Raw genomic sequence first — 20,759 nt, 5'->3', positions numbered from 1 at the left:
CCTTATATCAGGCTCACTCACGCCAGAAGGTTGGCGTGAACAGCACCAGCAATGTAAACACTTCCAGGCGCCCGAACAGCATCGTCACCACCAGGATCCACTTGGCCGCCGCCGGCATCGTGGTGAAGTTATCCGCCACCACGCCCAGGCCGGGGCCGAGGTTATTGAGCGTTGCCGTCACTGCGGCGAACGCGGAAAAGTCGTCGACGCCAGTGGCAATGATCGCCAGCATGCTGACAATAAACACCAACGCATAGGCGGAGAAGAATCCCCACACCGCCTCCAGAATACGTTCCGGCAGCGCACGATTGCCCAATTTGATGGTATAGACCGCGTTGGGGTGCACCAGCCTTTTCAACTCGCGCGAGCCCTGCAGGTACAGCAGCAGGATACGGATCACTTTCAGGCCGCCGCCGGTCGAGCCGGCGCAACCGCCGATGAACGCCGAACACAGCAGCAACATCGGTAAGAACAGCGGCCACTTGGCGATACTATCGGTCGTAAAACCGGCCGTGGTAGCCATCGATACCACCTGGAAAAATGCCTGATTGAGCGTTTCCATACCGCTCTTATAGACGCCATGTCCCCAGAGCACCAGCGTGCACACCACCACCAGCGTTAGTTGAACGAAGATGAACATGCGGAATTCAGGATCGCGCCCGTACACCTTCAGACTGCGCCCGCTTAGCAAAGCGAAGTGCAGGCCGTAGTTACAGCCGGAAATCAGCAGGAACACGGCGATGATGGTATTAATGGTCGGACTGGCGTAATAACCGATACTGGCGTCGTGGGTAGAAAACCCGCCGATGGCGATGGTCGAGAAACTGTGGCCGATGGCGTCGAACACCGACATCCCAGCCCCCCAGAGCGCCAGCGCACAGGCGACGGTCAGCAACACATAGATTAACCACAGGGTCTTGGCGGTTTCGGCGATGCGTGGACGCATCTTGTTATCTTTCAGCGGCCCGGGCATTTCTGCCCGATACAGCTGCATGCCGCCGACGCCGAGTATCGGCAGTATCGCCACCGCCAATACGATGATCCCCATGCCCCCCATCCATTGCAGCATTTGGCGATAGAACAGAATGGCCTTCGGCAACGAGTCCAACCCCACCAACGTCGTCGCACCCGTGGTCGTCAATCCCGAGAAGGATTCAAAGAAGGCGTCGGTCAGCGACAAGTTGGGCCGCTCCGAAAACAGGAACGGCAATGCCCCTACGCTGCCCAGCACGGTCCAGAACAACACGACGATCAGGAAGCCTTCACGGGGCTTCAGTTCGTGTTTTTGTTTGCGGTTCGGCCACCACAGCATCAGACCGATGATCAGCGCCACGAAGAAGGTTTGGCTGAACGCGCGCCCCGCCCCATCGCGGTAAATCAATGCCACCAGGCCGGGAATAAACATCGTCCCGGAGAACAGGATGACCAGCAGACCAACGATACGGGTTATGGCGCGAAAATGCATTTCAGCACGATCCTTAGCAATTCAATTGGGAGGAATTATTGCGAAATGGGGGTTAATTGCAAATTACCGCGACTGAGATCACGCAATTTATTTCCAAACAACTCGACCTCGGTGGCCGGCAACGCCAGATGCAGCACGACGGCGGCACCGTATTCGCCCTGCAGGATCCGACCTGCGGTTTGCTGCAGCAAGTTCTCCACCAGCGCCAATTGAGCATAGTCGCACTGCAAGATATATTCGGCTTCCGGCACCTTTTGTACCAACGCCAACTGCTTCAACGCCTGTTGAACACCGTTACCATAGGCTTTCACCAGCCCGCCGGTACCCAGCTTGACGCCGCCATAGTACCGGACGACCACGGCGGTCAATTCGCCGATACCGCTGCCCATCAGCTGCGCGAGGATCGGTTTGCCGGCGGTGCCCGACGGTTCTCCATCGTCGGAGAACCCCAGCAGCTGCGAGTCATCAGGGCTGCCGGCGACGAAAGCCCAACAATGGTGCCTCGCCGCCGGGTGCTCATCCCGCACCTGCTGAATAAACGCCTTTGCCGCCTCCACCCCGCTGGTCGGCGCCAGCAAGGTGATGAAACGGCTCTTCTTTATTTCTTCGGTAAAGCGGGTTGCTTCCGCCGGTATCGGGTACGGCCGCATCAGGCCAGGTTCAGATCGCGCGTCATGTTCTCGATACGCTTTTCGTGGATCACAATGTTGTCTTCAATACGGATGCCACCATACGGCTTCAGCGCATCGATGCGATCCCAGGCGAAGTGCTGCTTGAACTCACCGCTGCGCCACGGCGCCAACAGAGATTCGATGAAGTACAGACCCGGCTCGATGGTCAACACCATGCCCGGCTGCAACACGCGGGTGCAACGCAGGAACGGATACCTGGACGGCGCCGCCAGATGGGTGCCTTGCTCGTCCTGCATAAAGCCGGCGGCGTCGTGCACCTGCAGGCCCAGCGGATGGCCCAGCCCGTGCGGCAGGAACGGCGTGGTAATACCCGTTTCAACCATCGCCTCTTCACTGAGGCCGTTCACCAACTTGTGACTCTTGAGCAGCTTGGCGATGCGCTGATGCATTTGCACATGGTAGTCGGTATAGCGCACGCCGGTCTTGATGGTGTCGATCAGCGCCAGCTGTTCACCGTTGAGATCTTTCACCAGGTGGGCGAACTCGCTGCCGCTTTGCGCCGCGTAGGTGCGGGTCAGATCGGCGGCGTAGCCGTTATATTCCGCGCCGGCGTCGATCAGGAAACTCAGGGATTCGGCCGGCGGCTGATGATCCAGCTTGGTGTAGTGCAATACCGAAGCATGTTCGTTCAGCGCCACGATGTTGTCGTAAGGCACGTCGGTATCGCGGTGGCCGGTCGCCGTCAGGTAGGCCAGGTTGATGTCGAACTCGCTCATGCCGGAGAGGAAGGCCTCATGCGCCGCACGATGGCCGGTTACCGCCGTCTTCTGCGCTTCGCGCATGCAGGCCAGCTCATAGCCGGTTTTGATCGAACGGTGGAAATCCAGGTAGTTCAGCACCGTTTTCGGGTTGATGTTCTCAGAAGGGATGCCGAGATCGCGGGCGCGCTGTTGCGCATAACCGATATAGCCCACGCGTTCGCGCTGCGGCGGAAGCTGCTGGGCGATGGCGTCAGCGTTGGCCAGCGGCATCAATTCAAGGGATTTGGTCCAGAAACTGTCCGGCAGCGGCTCTACGCTGTGCCAGTAGTCGACCGGGGAGTAGAACCACAGCTTCGGCTTATTGACACCGTCGATCCACAACCAGCAGTTCGGCACCGACGTCACCGGCACCCAGGCTTTGAAATGCGCGTTCACTTTGAACGGATAGCTATGGTCGTCCAAAAATACCTTTTGCAGTTCCCCGGAGTGAATCAGCAGCGCATCCAATTTGTTGCGCTCCAGCACTTCGCGCGCGCGTTTTTGCAGCTCTGCCAGGTGGTCGTTATACAAAGAAGCCAGCGTTTCCATCACAGTACCCTTATGCCTTAGCACGAAAGAAGTCATCTTAACACAGCGCTCCGACGCACCAACCTCATCGCGTTGGGCATGCGGAGCAGCTCGCAATTCCCTGCAAATGCCGTTACATCCGCAGTTTAACCATTAGCCAGCCGGCCAGGCCGAGCAACGCTATCGCCAGCGCCCATAGGCCATGATGCTCCAACAATACCGCGCCGGCCGCGGCGACGCCCGCCAGACTCTGCTGCAGAAAGCCGCACAGCGCCATCGCATAGGCGCCGTACTCTTTGGCGTCGCTGACCGCCATCGCCATGCTGTTGGGAAATAACACTGCCTGGCCAAAAATAGTCAGACAATACAACGCGATGAATAATGCCATACCGGAAAGGCCAGCCAGGATATCGCTCCACCACAACAGCAGGATCGCCGCCGTCGCCAGAGCGACGATACCGCTGCCGGTTTGCATCAGTTTTTTCCCGCCGACACGCGCCACCGTGCGGTTCACCGTCAACGCGCCGCTAAAGTAGGCAATGCCGAGCACCAATCCCAGCGCGCCAAACGCCGTGACGTTGAGGCCAAAACCCTGCTGCATGACGAACGGGCTCACCTCCTGCAGCGTCACCGTGGTGGCGAAGCCCAGCCCACCGGCGCAGGTCGGCCAAAAAAATCCCGGCCGCCGCAGGATGGCGAAGTAGGTGGCCGCCATCGCCGGGCGTGGCCCGCATGCGCGCCCCGCCTCCAGCGGCAGCGTCGCCATCAGCGCCAGAATGGCCAAACCGGTGACGCCCATCAAGACGAAGCCCATCTGCCAGTGCGAATATTGGCTGAGCAGGCCGCCGACAAACTGACCGCCGCCCAGCGCGGTGATAAAAGCGATGGAGAGCACCGACAAACGCCGCGCCAGCTCGTCGCCGCTCCAGTTATCCCGCACGATGATACGCGCAATGATCGCCGCACCACCGGCGCCCACGCCCTGCAGCGCACGCAGCGTCAACAGCTGAGTGCCGTTGCTGCACAGCGCCAACAGCCCGCTGCAGCCAATAAAAAGAAGCAGGGAAAGCATCAGCGGCGCTCGGCGGCCAAAGCGATCGGCGGCCGCGCCCCAGAACAGCACCGGCAAGGCAGCGCCGATGACGAAGATCGAAATGGACAGCTCGGTGGCGCGCCGGCTCATTGCCAGCTCGTGCATCACCGTCGGCAGAGAAGGCAGATACACGGTCGTCGCCATTTGCGCCATAAACACCAACAGACACGCCAGCGTCATGGTTCTGGCGGGAATGCTCCATAAGCCGCTGCGTTTAACACAAGCCGCTTTATTCATGCCTCACCTCGTCTGAATGATAAATCGCTGCAGGCAAGTGTATGAGGGCTGACAAACTCCAGCAAATGCCGATAGCACATAAAATATAACTTCTTTTTAAATCAAAACACTAACTTGGTGAGATGTGATCAGACCTGCAAATATGCAATCTCTCATTTGCATATTTTTAACATAAAAACCACACTCCTCATCATCTGGTCATACCAGATCATACGCTGATTCAGGAGATAGACATGCTCTACCAAGGCGAAACATTACAACTGCACTGGCTCGATAACGGCATCGCCGAGCTGGTGTTTAACTCACCGGGCTCGGTCAACAAGCTGGACACCCGCACCGTCGCCAGCCTGGGCGAAGCGCTCACCGTGCTGGAAAACCAGCCTGAGCTGAAGGGGCTGTTGCTGCGCTCCTCCAAAGCCGCGTTTATCGTCGGCGCCGATATCACCGAATTCCTTTCTCTGTTCGCCGCACCGGCTGAAAAGCTGCACGAGTGGCTGGTGTTCGCCAACAACGTCTTTAACCGACTGGAAGATTTGCCGGTGCCGACCATTTCGGCCATTAACGGCTATGCGCTCGGCGGCGGTTGCGAATGTATTCTGGCGACCGATTTCCGCGTCGCCTCACCGGACGCGCGCATCGGCCTGCCGGAAACCAAATTGGGCATCATGCCGGGCTTCGGCGGTTCCGTCCGCCTGCCGCGCCTGCTGGGTAACGACAGCGCGCTGGAAATCATCGCCGCCGGCAAAGACGTCAGCGCCAAAGACGCGTTGAAAGTCGGCCTGGTGGATGCGGTGGTGGCACCAGAAAAACTGGCCGAAGCAGCGCTGAAAATGCTGCAACAGGCGATCGACGGCAAGCTGGACTGGCGCGCCGCGCGTCAACCTAAGCTGGAGCCGCTGAAACTCAGCCCGATTGAAGCAGCGATGAGCTTCACCACCGCCAAAGGCATGGTGCTGCAGACCGCCGGTAAACATTACCCGGCGCCGATGACCGCAGTGAAGACCATTGAAGCCGCCGCCAAACTGGGCCGCGATGAAGCGCTGAAACTGGAAACCGCCAGCTTTGTGCCGTTGGCGCGTTCCAACGAAGCGCGCGCGCTGGTCGGTATCTTCCTTAACGATCAGTTCGTGAAGGGCCTGGCGAAAAAGCTGGCCAAGAATGTGGATGCGCCGAAACAGGCGGCAGTGCTGGGCGCCGGCATCATGGGCGGCGGCATCGCTTACCAATCGGCGCTGAAAGGCGTGCCGGTGATCATGAAAGACATCAGCGACAAGTCGCTGACGCTGGGCATGAACGAAGCGGCCAAGCTGCTCAATAAGCAACTGGAGCGCGGCAAGCTGGATGGCCTGAAAATGGCGCAGGTGCTCTCGACCATTCAGCCGACGCTGGACTACGCCGGCATCGAGCGCGCGCAGGTGATCGTTGAAGCGGTCGTCGAGAATCCGAAGGTCAAAGCCGCCGTGCTGTCGGAAGTGGAAAACCTGATCGGTGAGGACACCGTGCTGGCGTCGAACACCTCGACCATTCCGATTAATCACCTGGCAAAATCGCTGAAGCGCCCGCAAAACTTCTGCGGCATGCACTTCTTTAACCCGGTACACCGCATGCCGCTGGTTGAAATCATCCGCGGCGAGCTGACCAGTGACGACACTATCGCCAAAGTGGTGGCCTACGCCAGCCGCATGGGCAAAACGCCGATCGTGGTGAACGACTGCCCGGGCTTCTTCGTCAACCGCGTGCTGTTCCCGTATTTCGCCGGTTTCAGCCTGCTGCTGCGCGACGGCGCCGACTTCCGTCAGATCGATAAAGTGATGGAAAAACAGTTCGGCTGGCCGATGGGCCCGGCCTACCTGCTCGACGTCGTGGGCATCGACACCGCGCACCACGCGCAGGCGGTAATGGCCGCCGGCTTCCCGGATCGCATGAGCAAAGACTATCGCGACGCCATTGACGTGATGTTCGACAACCAGCGCTTCGGTCAAAAAAATCAATTGGGCTTTTACCGCTACAGCCAAGACAGCAAAGGCAAACCGCGCAAGGACAACGACGAGCAGACCGATGCGCTGCTGGCCGAAGTGAGCCAACCGCGCCAGACCATCAGCGACGAAGAGATCATCGCGCGCATGATGATCCCGATGATCAACGAAGTGGTTCGCTGCCTGGAAGAGAAGATCGTCGCCAGCCCGGCGGAAGCCGATATGGCGTTGGTCTACGGCATCGGCTTCCCTCCGTTCCACGGTGGCGCGTTCCGCTACCTGGATACGCTCGGCACCGCCAACTACGTTGAGCTGGCCCAGCGTTACGCACACCTCGGCGCCCTGTACCAGGTGCCGGCCGGTCTGCGCGCCAAGGCCGAACGCAATGAAAGCTACTACCCGGTGGCGACACCGCTGTCCGACGTCGCTACCCGCCAACCGGCATGAGGTCATAAAGATGGAAAACGTAGTTATTGTTGATGCCGTACGCACGCCGATGGGCCGCTCCAAGGGCGGCGCCTTCCGTCAGGTACGCGCCGAAGATCTCTCCGCTCACCTTATGCGTGAAGTGCTGAGCCGCAACCCGGCGCTGGACGCCGCCGAGATCGATGACATTTACTGGGGCTGCGTGCAGCAGACGCTGGAACAAGGCTTCAACATCGCCCGCAACGCCGCGCTGCTGGCCGAGATCCCGCACCGCGTGCCGGCGGTAACCGTCAACCGCCTGTGCGGGTCGTCGATGCAGGCGCTGCATGACGCAGCGCGCGCCATCATGGTTGGCGACGCGCACGTCAGCCTGATCGGCGGCGTGGAACACATGGGCCATGTGCCGATGAACCACGGCGTGGATTTCCATCCGGGGCTGAGCCGCAGCGTGGCCAAAGCCGCCGGGATGATGGGGCTGACCGCCGAAATGCTGGCCAAGATGCACAACATCAGCCGCCAGATGCAGGATGAGTTTGCCGCCCGCTCCCACCAGCGCGCGCATGCGGCGACGCTGGCCGGTTACTTCAAAAACGAGATCATTCCGACCAACGGCCACGACGCCGATGGCGTGCTGACCCGTTACGATTTCGATGAAGTCATTCGCCCGGAAACCACCGTCGAAAGCCTGTCGGCCCTGCGTCCGGCGTTCGATCCGGTCAACGGCACCGTCACCGCAGGCAGTTCTTCCGCCCTGTCGGACGGCGCTTCCGCCATGCTGCTGATGAGCGAATCGCGCGCCAAAGCGCTCGGTTTGAAGGCGCGCGCCCGCATCCGCTCGATGGCGGTCGTCGGCTGCGATCCTTCCATCATGGGTTACGGCCCGGTGCCGGCCAGCAAGCTGGCGCTGAAACGCGCCGGTCTGAGCGTGCAGGACATCGATCTGTTCGAGCTGAACGAAGCGTTCGCCGCCCAGTCGCTGCCGTGCATCAAGGATTTGGGGCTGATGGACAGCATCGACGACAAGATCAACCTGAACGGCGGTGCCATCGCGCTCGGCCACCCGCTGGGGTGTTCAGGCTCCCGCATCTCGACCACCCTGTTGAACAACATGGAACGTCGCGACGCACAGTTCGGCCTGGCGACCATGTGCATCGGCCTGGGCCAGGGTATCGCCACCGTCTTTGAACGCGTTTAGCTGTGTCTATCTTGGGATGACCGCGTCACCACTTCAAATCGCGGCATCCCGCCAAGTTTAGTTGCCGTTCTTCCCGCCTGTCAGGGGCGGGTTTTTTATGCCTGAAGTTTGCCGGCGCCCAAATAAAAACGGGGCGACACTCGGCCACCCCGTTCACTGCGCATCGCATCGGTCAGATAAACGAAAACGCGTCGCCGAACATATGCGCTTCCAGCGCGCCGCGCTCGGCGCAGAAACGCTCACGGGCGATTTTCGCCATCTCGAAACGCCCGGCGATATAGATGTCGTGCTCCGCCAGCGTGCCGAAATCCTGCAGCACCGCGCTGAGCACGGTGCCGCTGCGGCCGCGCCATTCGGCTTCCGGCTGCTCGACCACCGGGATCACCTTCAGATTCGGGTGCTGCAACGACAGCGCTTCCAGCTCGCTCAGATCGTACAGGTGCTTCAGCTCGCGCCCGCCCCAGTAGATAGAAATGTCGCGATCGGGCTGCTGCTCCAACGCGGTCAACAAGATTGAACGCGCGTAGGAGAAACCGGTGCCGCCGGCTATCAGCACCAGCGGACGGCTGCCCTCTTCCCGCAGCCAGGCGTCGCCGTGCGGCATATCGACGGTGATCGCCTGCTCTTTCAGGATGCGATCCATCACCGCCATGGCGTACAGATTCAGCTCCGAAGCGCCGATGTGCAGCTCGATGTAATCTTGCTGCGTCGGGGTAGATGCCAGCGAGAACGGGCGCTTGTCGCGCTCGTCCATCACCACCATCAGATATTGCCCTGCCTTGAAAGAAAACGGCTGCTCAGGCACCAGACGTACCCGATAAACCGTATCGGTAATGGCCTCTACCGAGGTCACTTTACAGCTCAATATTGTCATGCGTTCCCTCTGTCGGGTCATCAATGCAAAGCTGAGAACAGGGCCTGACGCTACAGCGTCGGTTCCCTGTCACTGAAGATTGCGAGCTCATCCCAGATTTCGTCGACGCGCGCACGTACCTTTTCATCCATCTGAATCGGACGGCCCCATTCGCGATCGGTTTCACCCGGCCATTTATTGGTGGCGTCCAGCCCCATCTTCGAACCCAGGCCGGAAACCGGCGAGGCGAAGTCCAGATAGTCGATCGGCGTATTCTCCACCAGAACGGTATCCCTTGCCGGATCCATTCGTGTGGTGATCGCCCAAATCACGTCGTTCCAGTCGCGCGCATTGACGTCGTCATCGCAGACGATAACAAATTTGGTGTACATAAACTGCCGCAGGAACGACCAGACGCCCATCATCACGCGTTTAGCGTGGCCAGCGTACTGTTTCTTCATGGTCACTACCGCCAGGCGGTACGAGCACCCTTCCGGCGGCAGATAGAAATCGACGATTTCCGGGAACTGTTTTTGCAGGATCGGCACGAACACTTCATTCAGCGCCACGCCCAGGATCGCCGGCTCATCCGGCGGGCGGCCGGTGTAGGTCGAGTGGTAGATCGCGTTGCGGCGCTGGGTGATGTGGGTGACGGTGAACACCGGGAACTGGTCGATTTCATTGTAGTAACCGGTGTGGTCGCCGTAGGGGCCTTCCGGCGCCATTTCACCCGGCTCGATATAGCCTTCCAGCACGATTTCGGCGCTGGCTGGCACTTCCAGATCGTTGGAAAGGCACTTGACCACTTCGGTTTTATTGCCGCGCAACAGCCCGGCAAAAGCGTATTCAGACAGGGTATCCGGCACCGGCGTAACCGCACCGAGGATGGTGGCGGGATCGGCGCCCAGTGCAACCGCGACCGGGAAACGCTCGCCGGGGTGCGCCTGGCACCATTCCTGATAATCCAGCGCGCCGCCGCGATGCGACAGCCAGCGCATGATCACTTTATTCTTGCCCAGCACCTGCTGGCGATAGATACCGAGATTTTGCCGCTCCTTATGCGGGCCGCGAGTCACCGTCAGCCCCCAGGTGATCAGCGGCGCAGCGTCTTCCGGCCAGCAGTGCATCACCGGGATACGGCCCAGATCGACATCATCACCCTGCCATACCTGCTCCTGACAAGGCGCGGAACCCAGCACCTTGGTCGGCATGTTCAGCACCTGCTTGAACTTCGGCATTTTGTCGAACAGATCGCGGAAGCCTTTCGGCGGCTCCGGTTCTTTGAGGAACGCCAGCAGTTTGCCGACTTCGCGCAGCGCGCTGATGTCTTCCTGCCCCATGCCCATCGCCACGCGATTGGCGGTGCCGAACAGGTTGCACAGCACCGGCATGTCGTACCCTTTCGGGTTTTCAAACAGCAATGCCGGGCCGCCTGCCCGCAGGGTGCGATCGGCAATCTCCGTCATTTCCAGGTAAGGATCGATCGGCTGGCTGATGCGTTTTAGTTCACCTCTCTTCTCCAGCAACGAGAGGAAATCGCGTAAGTCACGGTATTTCATGCTGATCATTATAACGGCCAGTGGGGAGGGCATTATAAGCCCTCTTCACGGTTGTTGCTGCAATTTTGTTAACGCCGCCCGCTGCCGGGTGGCCCTCAGCCACAGTTGAACGGCACCAGCGTGGCCAGCGCACGCGTATCCTGATATTCGCGCGTCTCCTCGCCGTGGCGGAACACCTTGAAGCCTTGCCCGTTAGCGCTGAAGTAACGCAGCGCATTGCCTTCAACGTGCAGCAGGCTGCCTTCACGCAGCGCCACCACCGATTCGCTCGGGTTGATCGCGCAAAACTCCGCCAGGCGCTCGTCACGGGTTTCGCCCATGTGGCCGCTGATATGCGCGTCGATATAATGCGGGTTGATCTGCACCGGGAACAGCCCCAGCGCCGGCAGCACCACGCTGCAGCGCACCGGCATATCATTGGTGGTGCGAATGCTCGGCGTGGCCACGTTGCAACCGGCGCTCCAGCCGACGTAAGGCACCTCACGCTCGCGCACCGCGCGCTGGATGGGCACAATCAGGCCTTGCTCGTGCAGCATTTGGTTCAGCAACCAGGTATTGCCGCCGCTGACCAAAATGCATTCCGCCTGCGCGATCGCCGCTGCCGGCGAAGCGGCGTGGTGGATGCTGGTGACTTCGATGCCCAGCGTTTGCGCCAGCTCCTGCGCACGCTGGTCGTAGTCGTAACGGATCAGCGCATAAGGGATAAAGACGGCGGATTTGATGCCGCGACGCGCAATCATCGCCAGCAGTTGGCTTTTGGCGTACCCCAGCAGCTCGGCTTCGCCAGACAGCTTGCCGTTGCTCAACAGAAACAGCTCCATTTCTTTTCCCCCTCGGTCAAAAACGATGAATAGCGTCACAGCCGGTGGCATAACGCCTTGTCATACTGTGACGGTAACAAATTTTTAGCCCTCTGTTATACCAGCGCCGCATCGATAAGTGTGTGACCCCTCGCTAATAGCCGCATATTCATAGAGATAGGTGATGTTACACGCTGAAACTTGCATCACTATGTATCCGGAATAGCTTTTGATATGCTTACCGGCTGGCAGAAAGGCATGTGAAATTATGGAATCCTGGTATCTACTTTATTGCAAACGCGGTCAGCTGTTGCGAGCGCAGGAACATCTGGAACGGCAGCAGGTAAACTGCCTCAGCCCGATCATCACGCTGGAAAAGATCGTGCGTGGCAAGCGCATCGCGGTCAGCGAACCCCTGTTTCCCAACTATCTGTTTGTGGAGTTCGACCCGGAGCGCATTCACACCACCACCATCAGCGCCACCCGCGGCGTCAGCCACTTCGTGCGTTTCGGCGCGCTGCCGAGCGTCATCCCGAGCAAGGTGATCGATGAGCTGCGCACGCACGCCAGCGAAACCTACGTCGATCCGGAAACCCCGCAGCCGGGGGATACCGTCCTGATCGTCGACGGCGTGTTCGAAGGGCTGCAGGCGATCTACACCGAGCCGGACGGCGAGGCCCGCTCGATGCTGTTGCTCAACCTGATCAACAAACAGGTCAGTCAAAGCATCGACAACCGACAGTTCCAGAAGATGTAATGCAAAAGGCGCCCTCAGGCGCCTTTTTGTTGGCTCATTTTGCGCTTAACGACGCATCGCGTCGTCGTGCAACCACTGGGCAACACGCTTGGCGAAGTAGGTCAGCACACCGTCGGCACCGGCGCGTTTGAAGCACATCAACGACTCCATCACCGCAGGTTGCTCCTGCAGCCAGCCGTTCTGAATCGCCGCCATATGCATGGCGTACTCGCCGGACACCTGATAAGCGAAGGTTGGCACGCCGAAGGTATCCTTCACGCGGCGCACAACGTCGAGGTACGGCATGCCCGGTTTCACCATCACCATGTCCGCACCTTCCTGCAGATCCTGTGCAATCTCCTGCAGCGCTTCGTCGCTGTTGGCCGGATCCATCTGATAAGTCTTCTTGTTGCCGCCCTTCAGGTTGCCGCTGGAGCCCAGCGCATCGCGGAACGGGCCGTAGTAGCAGGAAGCATACTTGGCGGAGTAGGCCATAATCTGGGTATTCACCAGGCCCTGCAATTCCAGACGATCGCGGATCGCCCCGATGCGGCCGTCCATCATGTCGCTCGGTGCCACGATTTCCGCGCCCGCTTCGGCATGGGACAGCGCCTGACGCACCAGAATGTCTTTGGTCACGTCGTTAATCACGTAACCCTGCTCATCGATGACCCCGTCCTGCCCGTGGGTGGTGTAAGGATCGAGCGCAACGTCGGTCAGAATGCCCAGCTCAGGCACCGCGTCTTTCAGCGCACGCACCGTGCGCTGCACCAGCCCTTCCGGGTTATAGGCTTCTTCCGCATGCAGCGATTTCAGACCCGGTTCGATCACCGGGAACAGGGAGATCACCGGCACGCCGAGTTTGGCGATGGTTTCCGCTTCCTTGACCAGCAGATCGATCGTCATGCGCGATACGCCCGGCATCGAGGCCACTTCTTCCTGGCGGTTGCTACCTTCCATGACAAACACCGGATAAATCAGGTCGTTGACCGTCAGTTGGTTCTCGGCCACCAGGCGGCGGCTGAAGTCATGACGGCGCACGCGGCGCATACGGCGACCTGGGAAGGTGCCCGGAAATGCATAGCTCATAGTTTTCTCCTAGCTCAAACCAGCCGGAATAGCCGGCGGGCGTTCTCATCGGTTTTTTGCCCCAACCATTGCGGCTCTTCCTGTCGCCAGACGGCGACCTGATGCACGATATGGGGCAGGAAACAGGGTTCGTTGCGGCGAGATGCGGGTTTAGGTTGTAAATCCCGGGGCAACAGATAAGGGGCGTCCGTTTCCAGCAGCAGACGCTCGGCCGGGATCTGCGGCAACAGGGCGCGCAATTCCAGGCCGCGCCGCTCGTCGCAGACCCAACCGGTAATCCCGATCGATAGGCCCAGCGCCAGGCAGCTTGTTAATTCTTCGGCGGTGCCGGTGAAGCAGTGCACCACGGCCGCGGGCAGTTTATCCAACCACGGCGTCAGTAGCTCGGCAAAACGTGCGTGTGCGTCGCGGCAATGAAGAAATACCGGCAGCGCCAATTCCGCCGCCAGCGCCAGCTGCGCGGTGAACGCCGCTTCCTGCTGCGCGGGTGTCGAGAAATTGCGGTTGAAATCCAGGCCGCATTCGCCGATCGCCGCCACTTCAGGGCGCGCGGCCAACGCATAAATCAGCTCGGCGGTGTGTTCATCCCAACCGCTGGCGTAGTGCGGATGCACGCCGGCGGTTGACCAACAGTAGCCCGCATGTTGCTGCGCCAGTTCGGCGGCCTCGCGGCTCTCCGCCAGATCGGTGCCGGTAATCAACATCCCTGTCACGCCCGCGGCGCGGGCGCGTTCCACCACCGCCTGGCGGTCTTTGGCGAATTGGCTGCTGGTGAGATTAACGCCGATATCAAACATGGTTTTTTCCAAAGCAAAAGCCGCCCAATGGGCGGCTTCGCAATCAATGTGGATCAAGGTGTTGGAGGTTCGTCACCCTCGTCTTCTTCTTCCGCTTGTGGACGACGTTTTCCGGTATAGAAGCGAGCGAAGAACACCCCCACTTCAAACAGCAGATACATCGGTATTGCCAACAGGGTTTGCGAGAACACGTCCGGCGGCGTCAACAGCATGCCGACCACAAACGCGCCGACCAACACATACGGCCGTTTCTTCTTCAGATCTTCCGGCGAGGTGACGCCGCTCCAGCACAGCAGAATAATGGCGACCGGCACTTCGAAGGCGACGCCAAACGCCATAAACAGCGCCATGACGAAATCGAGGTAGTTTTTAATGTCGGTCGCAATGGTCACCCCCATCGGCGCGGTCTTGGCAAAGAAGCCGAAGGCCAGCGGGAACACGATGAAGTAGGCGAAAGCCATGCCGAGGTAGAACAGCAGGCTGCTGGACACCAGCAGCGGCATCATCAGGCGGCGTTCATGCTTGTACAGCGCCGGTGCGATGAATGCCCACACCTGATACAGAATCATCGGCGCTGAGACGAACACCGAGACGATCATGGTCAGCTTGATCGGCGTAAAGAACGGTGACGCCACGTCGGTAGCGATCATGCTCGCCCCGGCCGGCAGCTGCTTGAGCAGCGGCGCAGAGACCAGCTGGTAGATGTCGTTGGCGAAAAACACCAGCACCACGAACACCGCCAGCACGCAAATAATCGAGTTCAACAGCCGCTTGCGCAGCTCTATCAGATGACTGATAAGGGGTTGGGTATCTTCAACAGCCATGTATTAACGATCGCCACTAGGTTGGTGAGACGCTGGGGTTTTATCCGCAACAGGGTCGACAGGTGCCGGCGCGGTTTCCACCGGCGCTTTAGCCTGCTGCGCTGGCACTGGCGCGGCCGGTGACACAGGCGCGACGGCCTCAGGCTCCGCTGCCGGTTTTGGCACGGCGGCGGGCGCGCTGGCGCTGGTTGCCGCTTCCGCCGGCGTCACGCCGTCGTGCAAGGCTTCCGGATCGGTGACCTGCGGGTTATGAATGGTGTTCGCCAGCTCTTCTTTCTCGCCCCGGTAGGTGCGTTTCAATGATTCCGCCGCGTCTTTCAGCTCATCCATTGACGCCTTCAGCTCCGGCGTCAGGTTCTGCAAACCGGCCTGTTCCGCTTTTTTCAGGCTGTCCTGCAGCTCCTGCAGCTTCAGTTCCTGAGACAGTTCGTGCTGCACCGAGGCCGCCAGCGAGCGCAGCGCGCGGATCCAGCCCGACACCGTTCTGACCGCGACCGGCAACCGTTCCGGCCCCAGAACAACCAGGCCGATCACCAGCACCAGCAGCAGCTCACTAAACCCAATGTCAAACACGGTTTATACCTGCTCTTTGTTCTTCGACTCTTCCGGTTTCACTTCCGGCTGCTTATCGGTAATAGGCTTGGCCGAGAAGTCAGCGTCATCCAGGCTGCTTTTCTCAGCCGTGTTGGGGGTCGACGGCGTGTCGTCGCCGATCGCCTTCTTGAAGCCCTTGATCGAGGCGCCGAGATCGGAGCCCAGCGTGCGCAGTTTTTTGGTACCGAACAGCAGCACCACGATCACTGCGATGATCAACAATTGCGTAATACTAATACCGCCCATTTTAATTACCTCTAATTTTAAAGGGTCTTTCAAAGCCAGCCCGCATTATAGGGCCGACTTTACCAGAGTGACGAATTAAATCAGGTGGTTCGCTTCCAGCCAATCACCCAGCATACGATGCCGGCGGCCATCATCCAGGCAGGAAACACCTCGATTTGCCCCAGCAGCAACAGCGTGCCGCTTACCAAGAGTGTAGCGCCAACGCCGAACAAATAACGTGACTGCCCCTGACGAACCCGCTGAGCCTGCATTTGGTTGGTCAGCTTATCAACGCTTTGTTGCAACAGTTTATGCTGCTGCAGGCTGTCGTAAAACAGCTCGGGCAGTTCCGGCAGCTTCTCCGCCCAGAACGGCGCTTTTTCTTTGAGCGCGCGCACCACGGCAGGGATGCCGACCTGATCGCGCAGCCAGCTCTCGAGGAACGGCTTGGCCGTGGTCCACAGATCCAGCTGCGGGTAGAGCTGGCGCCCCAGTCCTTCAACATACAGCAAGGTCTTCTGCAATAACACCAGCTGCGGCTGCACTTCCATATTGAAGCGGCGTGCGGTGTTGAACAGGTTCAGCAGCACGTTGCCGAAGGAAATCTCCGCCAGCGGTTTCTCGAAAATCGGCTCGCACACGGTGCGGATGGCGAATTCAAAGTCTTCCACATTAGTGTCGCGCGGCACCCAACCGGAGTCGACGTGCAGTTCCGCCACCTTGCGGTAATCACGGTTGAAGAAGGCGATGAAATTTTCCGCCAGGTAGCGTTTATCATCCTTGTTCAGCGAGCCGACGATGCCGCAGTCGATGCCGATATAGCAAGGATCTTCCGGATGTTCGTAGCTGACGAAAATATTACCGGGATGCATGTCCGCATGGAAGAAGCTGTCGCGGAATACCTGGGTAAAGAACACCTGAACGCCGCGTTCCGCCAACAGCTTCATGTTGGTGCCCTGCTGCTCCAGCGTGGCGATATCCGAGACCGGAATGCCGTAGATGCGCTCCATCACCAATACGCTTTCACGGCAGTAGTCAGAATAAACTTCCGGTACGTACAGCATCGGGCTGCCGTCGAAATTGCGGCGCAGCTGAATGGCGTTGGCCGCTTCGCGCAGCAGGTTCAATTCGTCCAGCAAGGTTTTCTCGTACTCACGCACCACTTCGCGCGGGCGCAGACGGCGGCCGTCCGGCAACAGCTTCGGCACCCAGCCGGCCAAACGGTACATCAGGCGCACGTCGGCCTTGATGATCGGCCCGATATCCGGCCGGATCACCTTCAGCACCACTTCCTGGCCGGTGGTTTTGAGCCGCGCGGTATGCACCTGCGCGATCGAAGCAGAGGCCAACGGCTGCTGATCGAAATCGTCGAACCAGGTTTCCAGCGGGCCGCCCATCGCCAGTTCAATATGTTTACGCGCCAGCGCGCCGTCGAAAGGCGCGACCCGGTCCTGCAACAAAGTCAGCTGATCGGCAATCTGCGGCGGAAACAGATCGCGGCGGGTCGACATCATCTGGCCGAACTTGATCCAGACCGGCCCCAGTTCCTGCAGCGCCAGCCGCAGGCGTTCACCCAGCGGCTTGTCCTTGTGCCGATTCGGCATCCAGAACAGCAGCCGGCGGCCGAAGCGCAGCGGCAGCGTCAAACGCATTTTAGGGATCAGTTCGTCCAGCCCATAGCTGAGAAAAACGCGGACGATAAAATACAAACGGCGCAGTTCGCCTGGGGTCATCGCTTGCCCTCCAACTTGTCCATGCGGGCAGACAGCGCTTCCGCGCTGCGGGCGAGTGCATCAACTTCCTCGTTGAACCACACCACTTCCAGCGGCCCCGGTGCCAGACGCCACTCTTCCGTCAATGCCTCCGCCATGTCCTGCTGCCGGCGCATAAAGCCGGTTTTCAGCAGCGAGGCGCCTTTTCCCAGCGCCTGCGTAATGCCCTGGGCGGCGATATCGCCGATATAGGGCGCCAGCCACTCCGCCGGATCCCACTCCGCCAGATCGAGCAGGCCAACCAGCTGTTGCACCACCTGAATATCGCCTTCCACCGTCAATTCGCCGCTGCGCATCAGCACCGGCAACTGCTGGCGATCGCGCAGCTTCAGTAAGGCGGGAATGCGGCTGCGCACGGTGCAATCGGCGCTGTCCTCAGACTGCCCCAGCACGTCCACGCGCAGTTCGCTGAACACCAGCACCAGCGGTGAAGCCAGCTCTTCCAGTTCGATACGCAGCACCTTGCCCGCCAGGCGTTGGCGAGCGGCTTTCATGCTGCGATCGCGAAACAGCAGATTATTCAGCGAGGTTTCCAGCGCACCGGTCAGCAGAGGGGTAAACAGCATCGGCATCTCCCTCTCAGAACTTGAAGCCGCGATGCAGGGCGACAATCCCACCGGTCAGGTTGAAATAGGTGACGTTTTCAAAACCGGCGTTGCCCATCATGCCCTTCAGAGTTTCCTGATCGGGGTGCATGCGGATCGATTCCGCCAGGTAGCGGTAGCTGTCCGGATCCTTCACCACCAGCTCGCCGATCTTCGGCAATACGTGGAACGAGTAGGCATCGTAAGCTTTGCTCAGCGGCGCCAGCAGCGGCTTGGAGAATTCCAGCACCAGCAGGCGGCCGCCCGGCTTCAGTACGCGGAACATCGAGCGCAGCGCTTTGTCTTTGTCGGTGACGTTGCGCAGGCCAAAGGAGATGGTGATGCAATCGAAGTAATTGTCCGGGAACGGCAGCGCTTCGGCGTTGGCCTGCACGTAATTGATGTTGCCGACGATGCCGCGATCGCGCAGCTTCTCGCGTCCCATCTTCAGCATCGAATCGTTGATGTCCGCCAGCACCACCTGCCCCTGCTCGCCGACCATGCGGGAGAACTTGGCCGCCAGATCGCCGGTACCGCCGGCCAGATCCAGCACGCGCTGCCCACGGCGCACGCCGCTGCAGTCAATGGTGAAACGCTTCCAGATACGGTGGATGCCGAACGACATCAGGTCGTTCATCACGTCATACTTTGCCGCTACCGAATGAAAAACGTCCGCCACCATGGCCTGTTTTTCGTCTCTAGCGACGGTGCGAAAACCGAAATCGGTGGTTTCCTGCGGTTGATCTGCCATTGTCCTGCCTGCTATTCAGTCAATTTTGTGTGGATGAGTGTACCAGAAGCCTGGGGAATACCCCACCTCGCCACGGCCTCAGCCGTGCGAAACGAAGCCCGGTTCCCCGGCGGTATCGTCATCGTCTTTCGTCTGCGGCAGCGCGGCGACATCATCGTCGTTCGCCTCTTCCGCTTCATCGTGTTGCGCGCCGGCTTGCTGCGCCAGCAGCGGGTTGATCGGCCGTTTGACCTCAACCCCCAACGCGCGGAAACCTTCAATTTGGCCGATAAGGTTACCACGGCCTTCGCTCAGTTTGTTCATCGCCTGACGATAACTGCCCTGCGCTTTGTCCAGGCTCTGCCCCAGCGCGGACATATCGTCCACGAACAGCCGCATCTTGTCATACAGTTTCGCCGCGCGATCGGCGATGCGCTGGGCGTTCTGGCTTTGATGCTCATAGCGCCACAGGTTGGTGATAGTGCGCAGCGCCACCAGCAACGTGGTCGGGCTGACCAGCATGATGTTGTGCTTGAGCGCTTCGCTGATCAGCTCCGGCTCGCGATCGATAGCCAGCAGGAAGGCAGGCTCGACCGGAATGAACATCAGCACATAATCCAGCGAGCGCAGCCCCGGCAGCTGCTGATAGTCCTTGCGGCCCAGCATGCGAATGTGGCCACGCAGCGAGGCGATGTGTTCGCTCAGCGCCGCTTCGCGCTCCACCTCGTCTTCACCGTTGAAATAGCGCTCGTAGGCGATCAGCGACATCTTGGCGTCGATCACCACGTCCTTGCCCTGCGGCAGGCGCACGATCACATCGGGCTGCATGCGGCTCTGGTGATCCACCCGCACGTTGACCTGCGTTTCATACTCGTGCCCTTCGCGCAGGCCGGAGGCCTCCAGCACCCGGCTCAGCACCACTTCGCCCCAGTTGCCCTGCGTTTTGTTGTCGCCTTTAAGCGCCTTGGTGAGGTTAATGGCCTCGCGCGCCATCTGTGCGTTCAACTGCTGCAGATTACGTATTTCGTGCGTCAGCGTGTGACGTTCCCGCGCCTCCTGACCAAAGCTGTCCTGCACCTGACGGCGGAAACCGTCCAGCTGTTCACGCAGCGGCAGCAGCAACCGATCCAAGCTTTGCTTATTTTGCTCGTCCACCTTGCGGCCGCTGTGTTCAAAAATGCGGTTGGCGAGGTTTTCAAACTGGGTGGTGAGGCGTTGTTCGCTGTTGATAAGCAGGCGCTGCTTCTCCTCCGCCGCCATGCGCGTCTCTTCCAGACGGATGGTGACTTCGCGCAGCTCAGCCTCCTGCGCGCTGTTAACCTCGCGCTGGGCGCGCAGCTCCTGGTTGAGCAATTCGCATTCGTTGCGCCAATGGTTGAGCTGTTGAAGCTTTTCATGCCCGGCCGCCAGCTGGCTGTGCAGGTTACGCAGCTCCAGCTCGCTCTGCCGCAGTTGCTGCTCGTGGCGCTGCAGAACCTCCTGCCGCGCCGCCGTTTCCTGCTGCGCCTGCTGCAACGCTTGCTCCAGCAACCGCAGTTCGGTTTCATGCTGCGCATTCGTCTGTTGCACCCGCAGACTGGCGATCAACCACCCCAACAGCATGCCGATCGTTACGCCGCCAATCCCATAAATCAGACTGGTATCCACCCTGCCTCCTGTTGCACCTTGCCGTTCCGGCGTTTCGCACGCCCATTGCCCGTCACGTTAAGGGGAGCCTGTATGGATGTCCAGCCTGATTTTGTTTCCCGCAATTAAATTAACTAAGTAGATGAGGCAGATGGAGATTAGAGTGGATTTGTTTTTGAAAAGACAAAAGCCGCATGAGCGGCTTTTGATAATGATGC

19 protein-coding genes are annotated in these 20,759 nt (G+C 59.7%); 3 read left to right on the top strand and 16 right to left on the bottom strand.

The window, feature by feature from the left end:
* Window positions 1-13: 13 nt before the first annotated feature.
* The 4 genes from trkH to QDT79_RS05530 all read right to left on the bottom strand — a co-directional run bounded on the left by trkH (window position 14) and on the right by QDT79_RS05530 (window position 4,755).
* Window positions 14-1,465 (bottom strand): Trk system potassium transporter TrkH, encoded by a 1,452-nt coding sequence (gene trkH / locus QDT79_RS05545; RefSeq protein ID WP_063989034.1) that lies wholly within the window; start codon window positions 1,463-1,465, stop codon window positions 14-16.
* Between the two features lie 35 nt (window positions 1,466-1,500).
* On the bottom strand, window positions 1,501-2,115 hold the full coding sequence (locus tag QDT79_RS05540) for an IMPACT family protein (protein WP_063989035.1): 615 nt from the start codon (window positions 2,113-2,115) through the stop codon (window positions 1,501-1,503).
* The gene (pepQ, locus tag QDT79_RS05535; protein ID WP_308316273.1) at window positions 2,115-3,446 is read right to left on the bottom strand and encodes a Xaa-Pro dipeptidase; all 1,332 of its coding nucleotides are present in this window, start codon (window positions 3,444-3,446) and stop codon (window positions 2,115-2,117) included. Before pepQ ends, QDT79_RS05540 begins: the two co-directional genes overlap by 1 nt.
* A 112-nt stretch (window positions 3,447-3,558) precedes the next feature.
* Window positions 3,559-4,755: an MFS transporter gene (locus QDT79_RS05530; RefSeq protein WP_308316272.1), complete on the bottom strand. Its 1,197-nt coding sequence runs from the start codon at window positions 4,753-4,755 to the stop codon at window positions 3,559-3,561.
* 233 nt (window positions 4,756-4,988) lie between these two features.
* Here QDT79_RS05530 and fadB point away from each other — a divergent pair, with 233 nt between their 5' ends.
* On the top strand, window positions 4,989-7,178 hold the full coding sequence (fadB, locus tag QDT79_RS05525; RefSeq protein ID WP_308316271.1) for a fatty acid oxidation complex subunit alpha FadB: 2,190 nt from the start codon (window positions 4,989-4,991) through the stop codon (window positions 7,176-7,178).
* A 10-nt stretch (window positions 7,179-7,188) separates the two neighbouring features.
* Entirely contained in the window at window positions 7,189-8,352 is a 1,164-nt protein-coding gene (gene fadA / locus QDT79_RS05520) for an acetyl-CoA C-acyltransferase FadA (RefSeq protein ID WP_025304928.1), read from the top strand.
* A 172-nt stretch (window positions 8,353-8,524) separates the two neighbouring features.
* On the opposite strand, the gene fre is transcribed toward fadA, so the two are convergent.
* From fre to pepE, 3 genes are all read right to left on the bottom strand, one after another.
* On the bottom strand, window positions 8,525-9,226 hold the full coding sequence (gene fre, locus QDT79_RS05515; protein WP_107227480.1) for an NAD(P)H-flavin reductase: 702 nt from the start codon (window positions 9,224-9,226) through the stop codon (window positions 8,525-8,527).
* A 50-nt stretch (window positions 9,227-9,276) separates the two neighbouring features.
* Entirely contained in the window at window positions 9,277-10,797 is a 1,521-nt protein-coding gene (ubiD, locus tag QDT79_RS05510) for a 4-hydroxy-3-polyprenylbenzoate decarboxylase (protein WP_048326642.1), read from the bottom strand.
* A 62-nt stretch (window positions 10,798-10,859) separates the two neighbouring features.
* Window positions 10,860-11,585 carry a dipeptidase PepE gene (gene pepE, locus QDT79_RS05505; RefSeq protein ID WP_047729368.1) on the bottom strand — a complete coding sequence of 242 codons (726 nt, stop codon included), beginning with the start codon at window positions 11,583-11,585 and terminating at the stop codon, window positions 10,860-10,862.
* Window positions 11,586-11,832: 247 nt separating this feature from the next.
* Here pepE and rfaH point away from each other — a divergent pair, with 247 nt between their 5' ends.
* Window positions 11,833-12,321: a transcription/translation regulatory transformer protein RfaH gene (gene rfaH, locus QDT79_RS05500; protein ID WP_004934466.1), complete on the top strand. Its 489-nt coding sequence runs from the start codon at window positions 11,833-11,835 to the stop codon at window positions 12,319-12,321.
* Window positions 12,322-12,366: 45 nt separating this feature from the next.
* On the opposite strand, the gene hemB is transcribed toward rfaH, so the two are convergent.
* The 9 genes from hemB to rmuC form a co-directional block, all read right to left on the bottom strand.
* Window positions 12,367-13,389 carry a porphobilinogen synthase gene (gene hemB, locus QDT79_RS05495; RefSeq protein WP_033636707.1) on the bottom strand — a complete coding sequence of 341 codons (1,023 nt, stop codon included), beginning with the start codon at window positions 13,387-13,389 and terminating at the stop codon, window positions 12,367-12,369.
* 14 nt (window positions 13,390-13,403) lie between these two features.
* A complete protein-coding gene (gene tatD, locus QDT79_RS05490; protein ID WP_308316270.1) occupies window positions 13,404-14,186 on the bottom strand; it encodes a 3'-5' ssDNA/RNA exonuclease TatD in 783 nt (260 codons plus the stop codon).
* A 53-nt stretch (window positions 14,187-14,239) separates the two neighbouring features.
* Window positions 14,240-15,010: a Sec-independent protein translocase subunit TatC gene (tatC, locus tag QDT79_RS05485; RefSeq protein ID WP_047729370.1), complete on the bottom strand. Its 771-nt coding sequence runs from the start codon at window positions 15,008-15,010 to the stop codon at window positions 14,240-14,242.
* A 3-nt stretch (window positions 15,011-15,013) separates the two neighbouring features.
* Window positions 15,014-15,583, bottom strand: coding sequence for a Sec-independent protein translocase protein TatB (gene tatB / locus QDT79_RS05480; protein WP_197653105.1), 570 nt, complete (start codon window positions 15,581-15,583; stop codon window positions 15,014-15,016).
* A gap of 3 nt (window positions 15,584-15,586) precedes the next feature.
* Window positions 15,587-15,850 (bottom strand): Sec-independent protein translocase subunit TatA, encoded by a 264-nt coding sequence (gene tatA / locus QDT79_RS05475; RefSeq protein WP_004934452.1) that lies wholly within the window; start codon window positions 15,848-15,850, stop codon window positions 15,587-15,589.
* Window positions 15,851-15,930: 80 nt separating this feature from the next.
* A complete protein-coding gene (gene ubiB / locus QDT79_RS05470) occupies window positions 15,931-17,562 on the bottom strand; it encodes a ubiquinone biosynthesis regulatory protein kinase UbiB (protein WP_038874180.1) in 1,632 nt (543 codons plus the stop codon).
* Complete coding sequence (gene ubiJ, locus QDT79_RS05465; RefSeq protein ID WP_060424142.1) at window positions 17,559-18,167, bottom strand: ubiquinone biosynthesis protein UbiJ; 609 nt, start codon at window positions 18,165-18,167, stop codon at window positions 17,559-17,561. The genes ubiB and ubiJ overlap by 4 nt, the downstream gene beginning before the upstream one ends.
* A gap of 13 nt (window positions 18,168-18,180) precedes the next feature.
* Entirely contained in the window at window positions 18,181-18,936 is a 756-nt protein-coding gene (ubiE, locus tag QDT79_RS05460; protein WP_025304918.1) for a bifunctional demethylmenaquinone methyltransferase/2-methoxy-6-polyprenyl-1,4-benzoquinol methylase UbiE, read from the bottom strand.
* A gap of 78 nt (window positions 18,937-19,014) precedes the next feature.
* The gene (gene rmuC / locus QDT79_RS05455; RefSeq protein ID WP_126192494.1) at window positions 19,015-20,562 is read right to left on the bottom strand and encodes a DNA recombination protein RmuC; all 1,548 of its coding nucleotides are present in this window, start codon (window positions 20,560-20,562) and stop codon (window positions 19,015-19,017) included.
* Between the last annotated feature and the right edge of the window lie 197 nt (window positions 20,563-20,759).

The organism is Serratia marcescens (assembly GCF_029846115.1).
In the GTDB taxonomy this organism is placed as follows: Bacteria; Pseudomonadota; Gammaproteobacteria; order Enterobacterales; family Enterobacteriaceae; genus Serratia; species Serratia marcescens_L.
The sequence above is the reverse complement of the archived record's forward strand: the minus strand, read 5'-3'. Positions and strand labels throughout refer to the sequence as shown.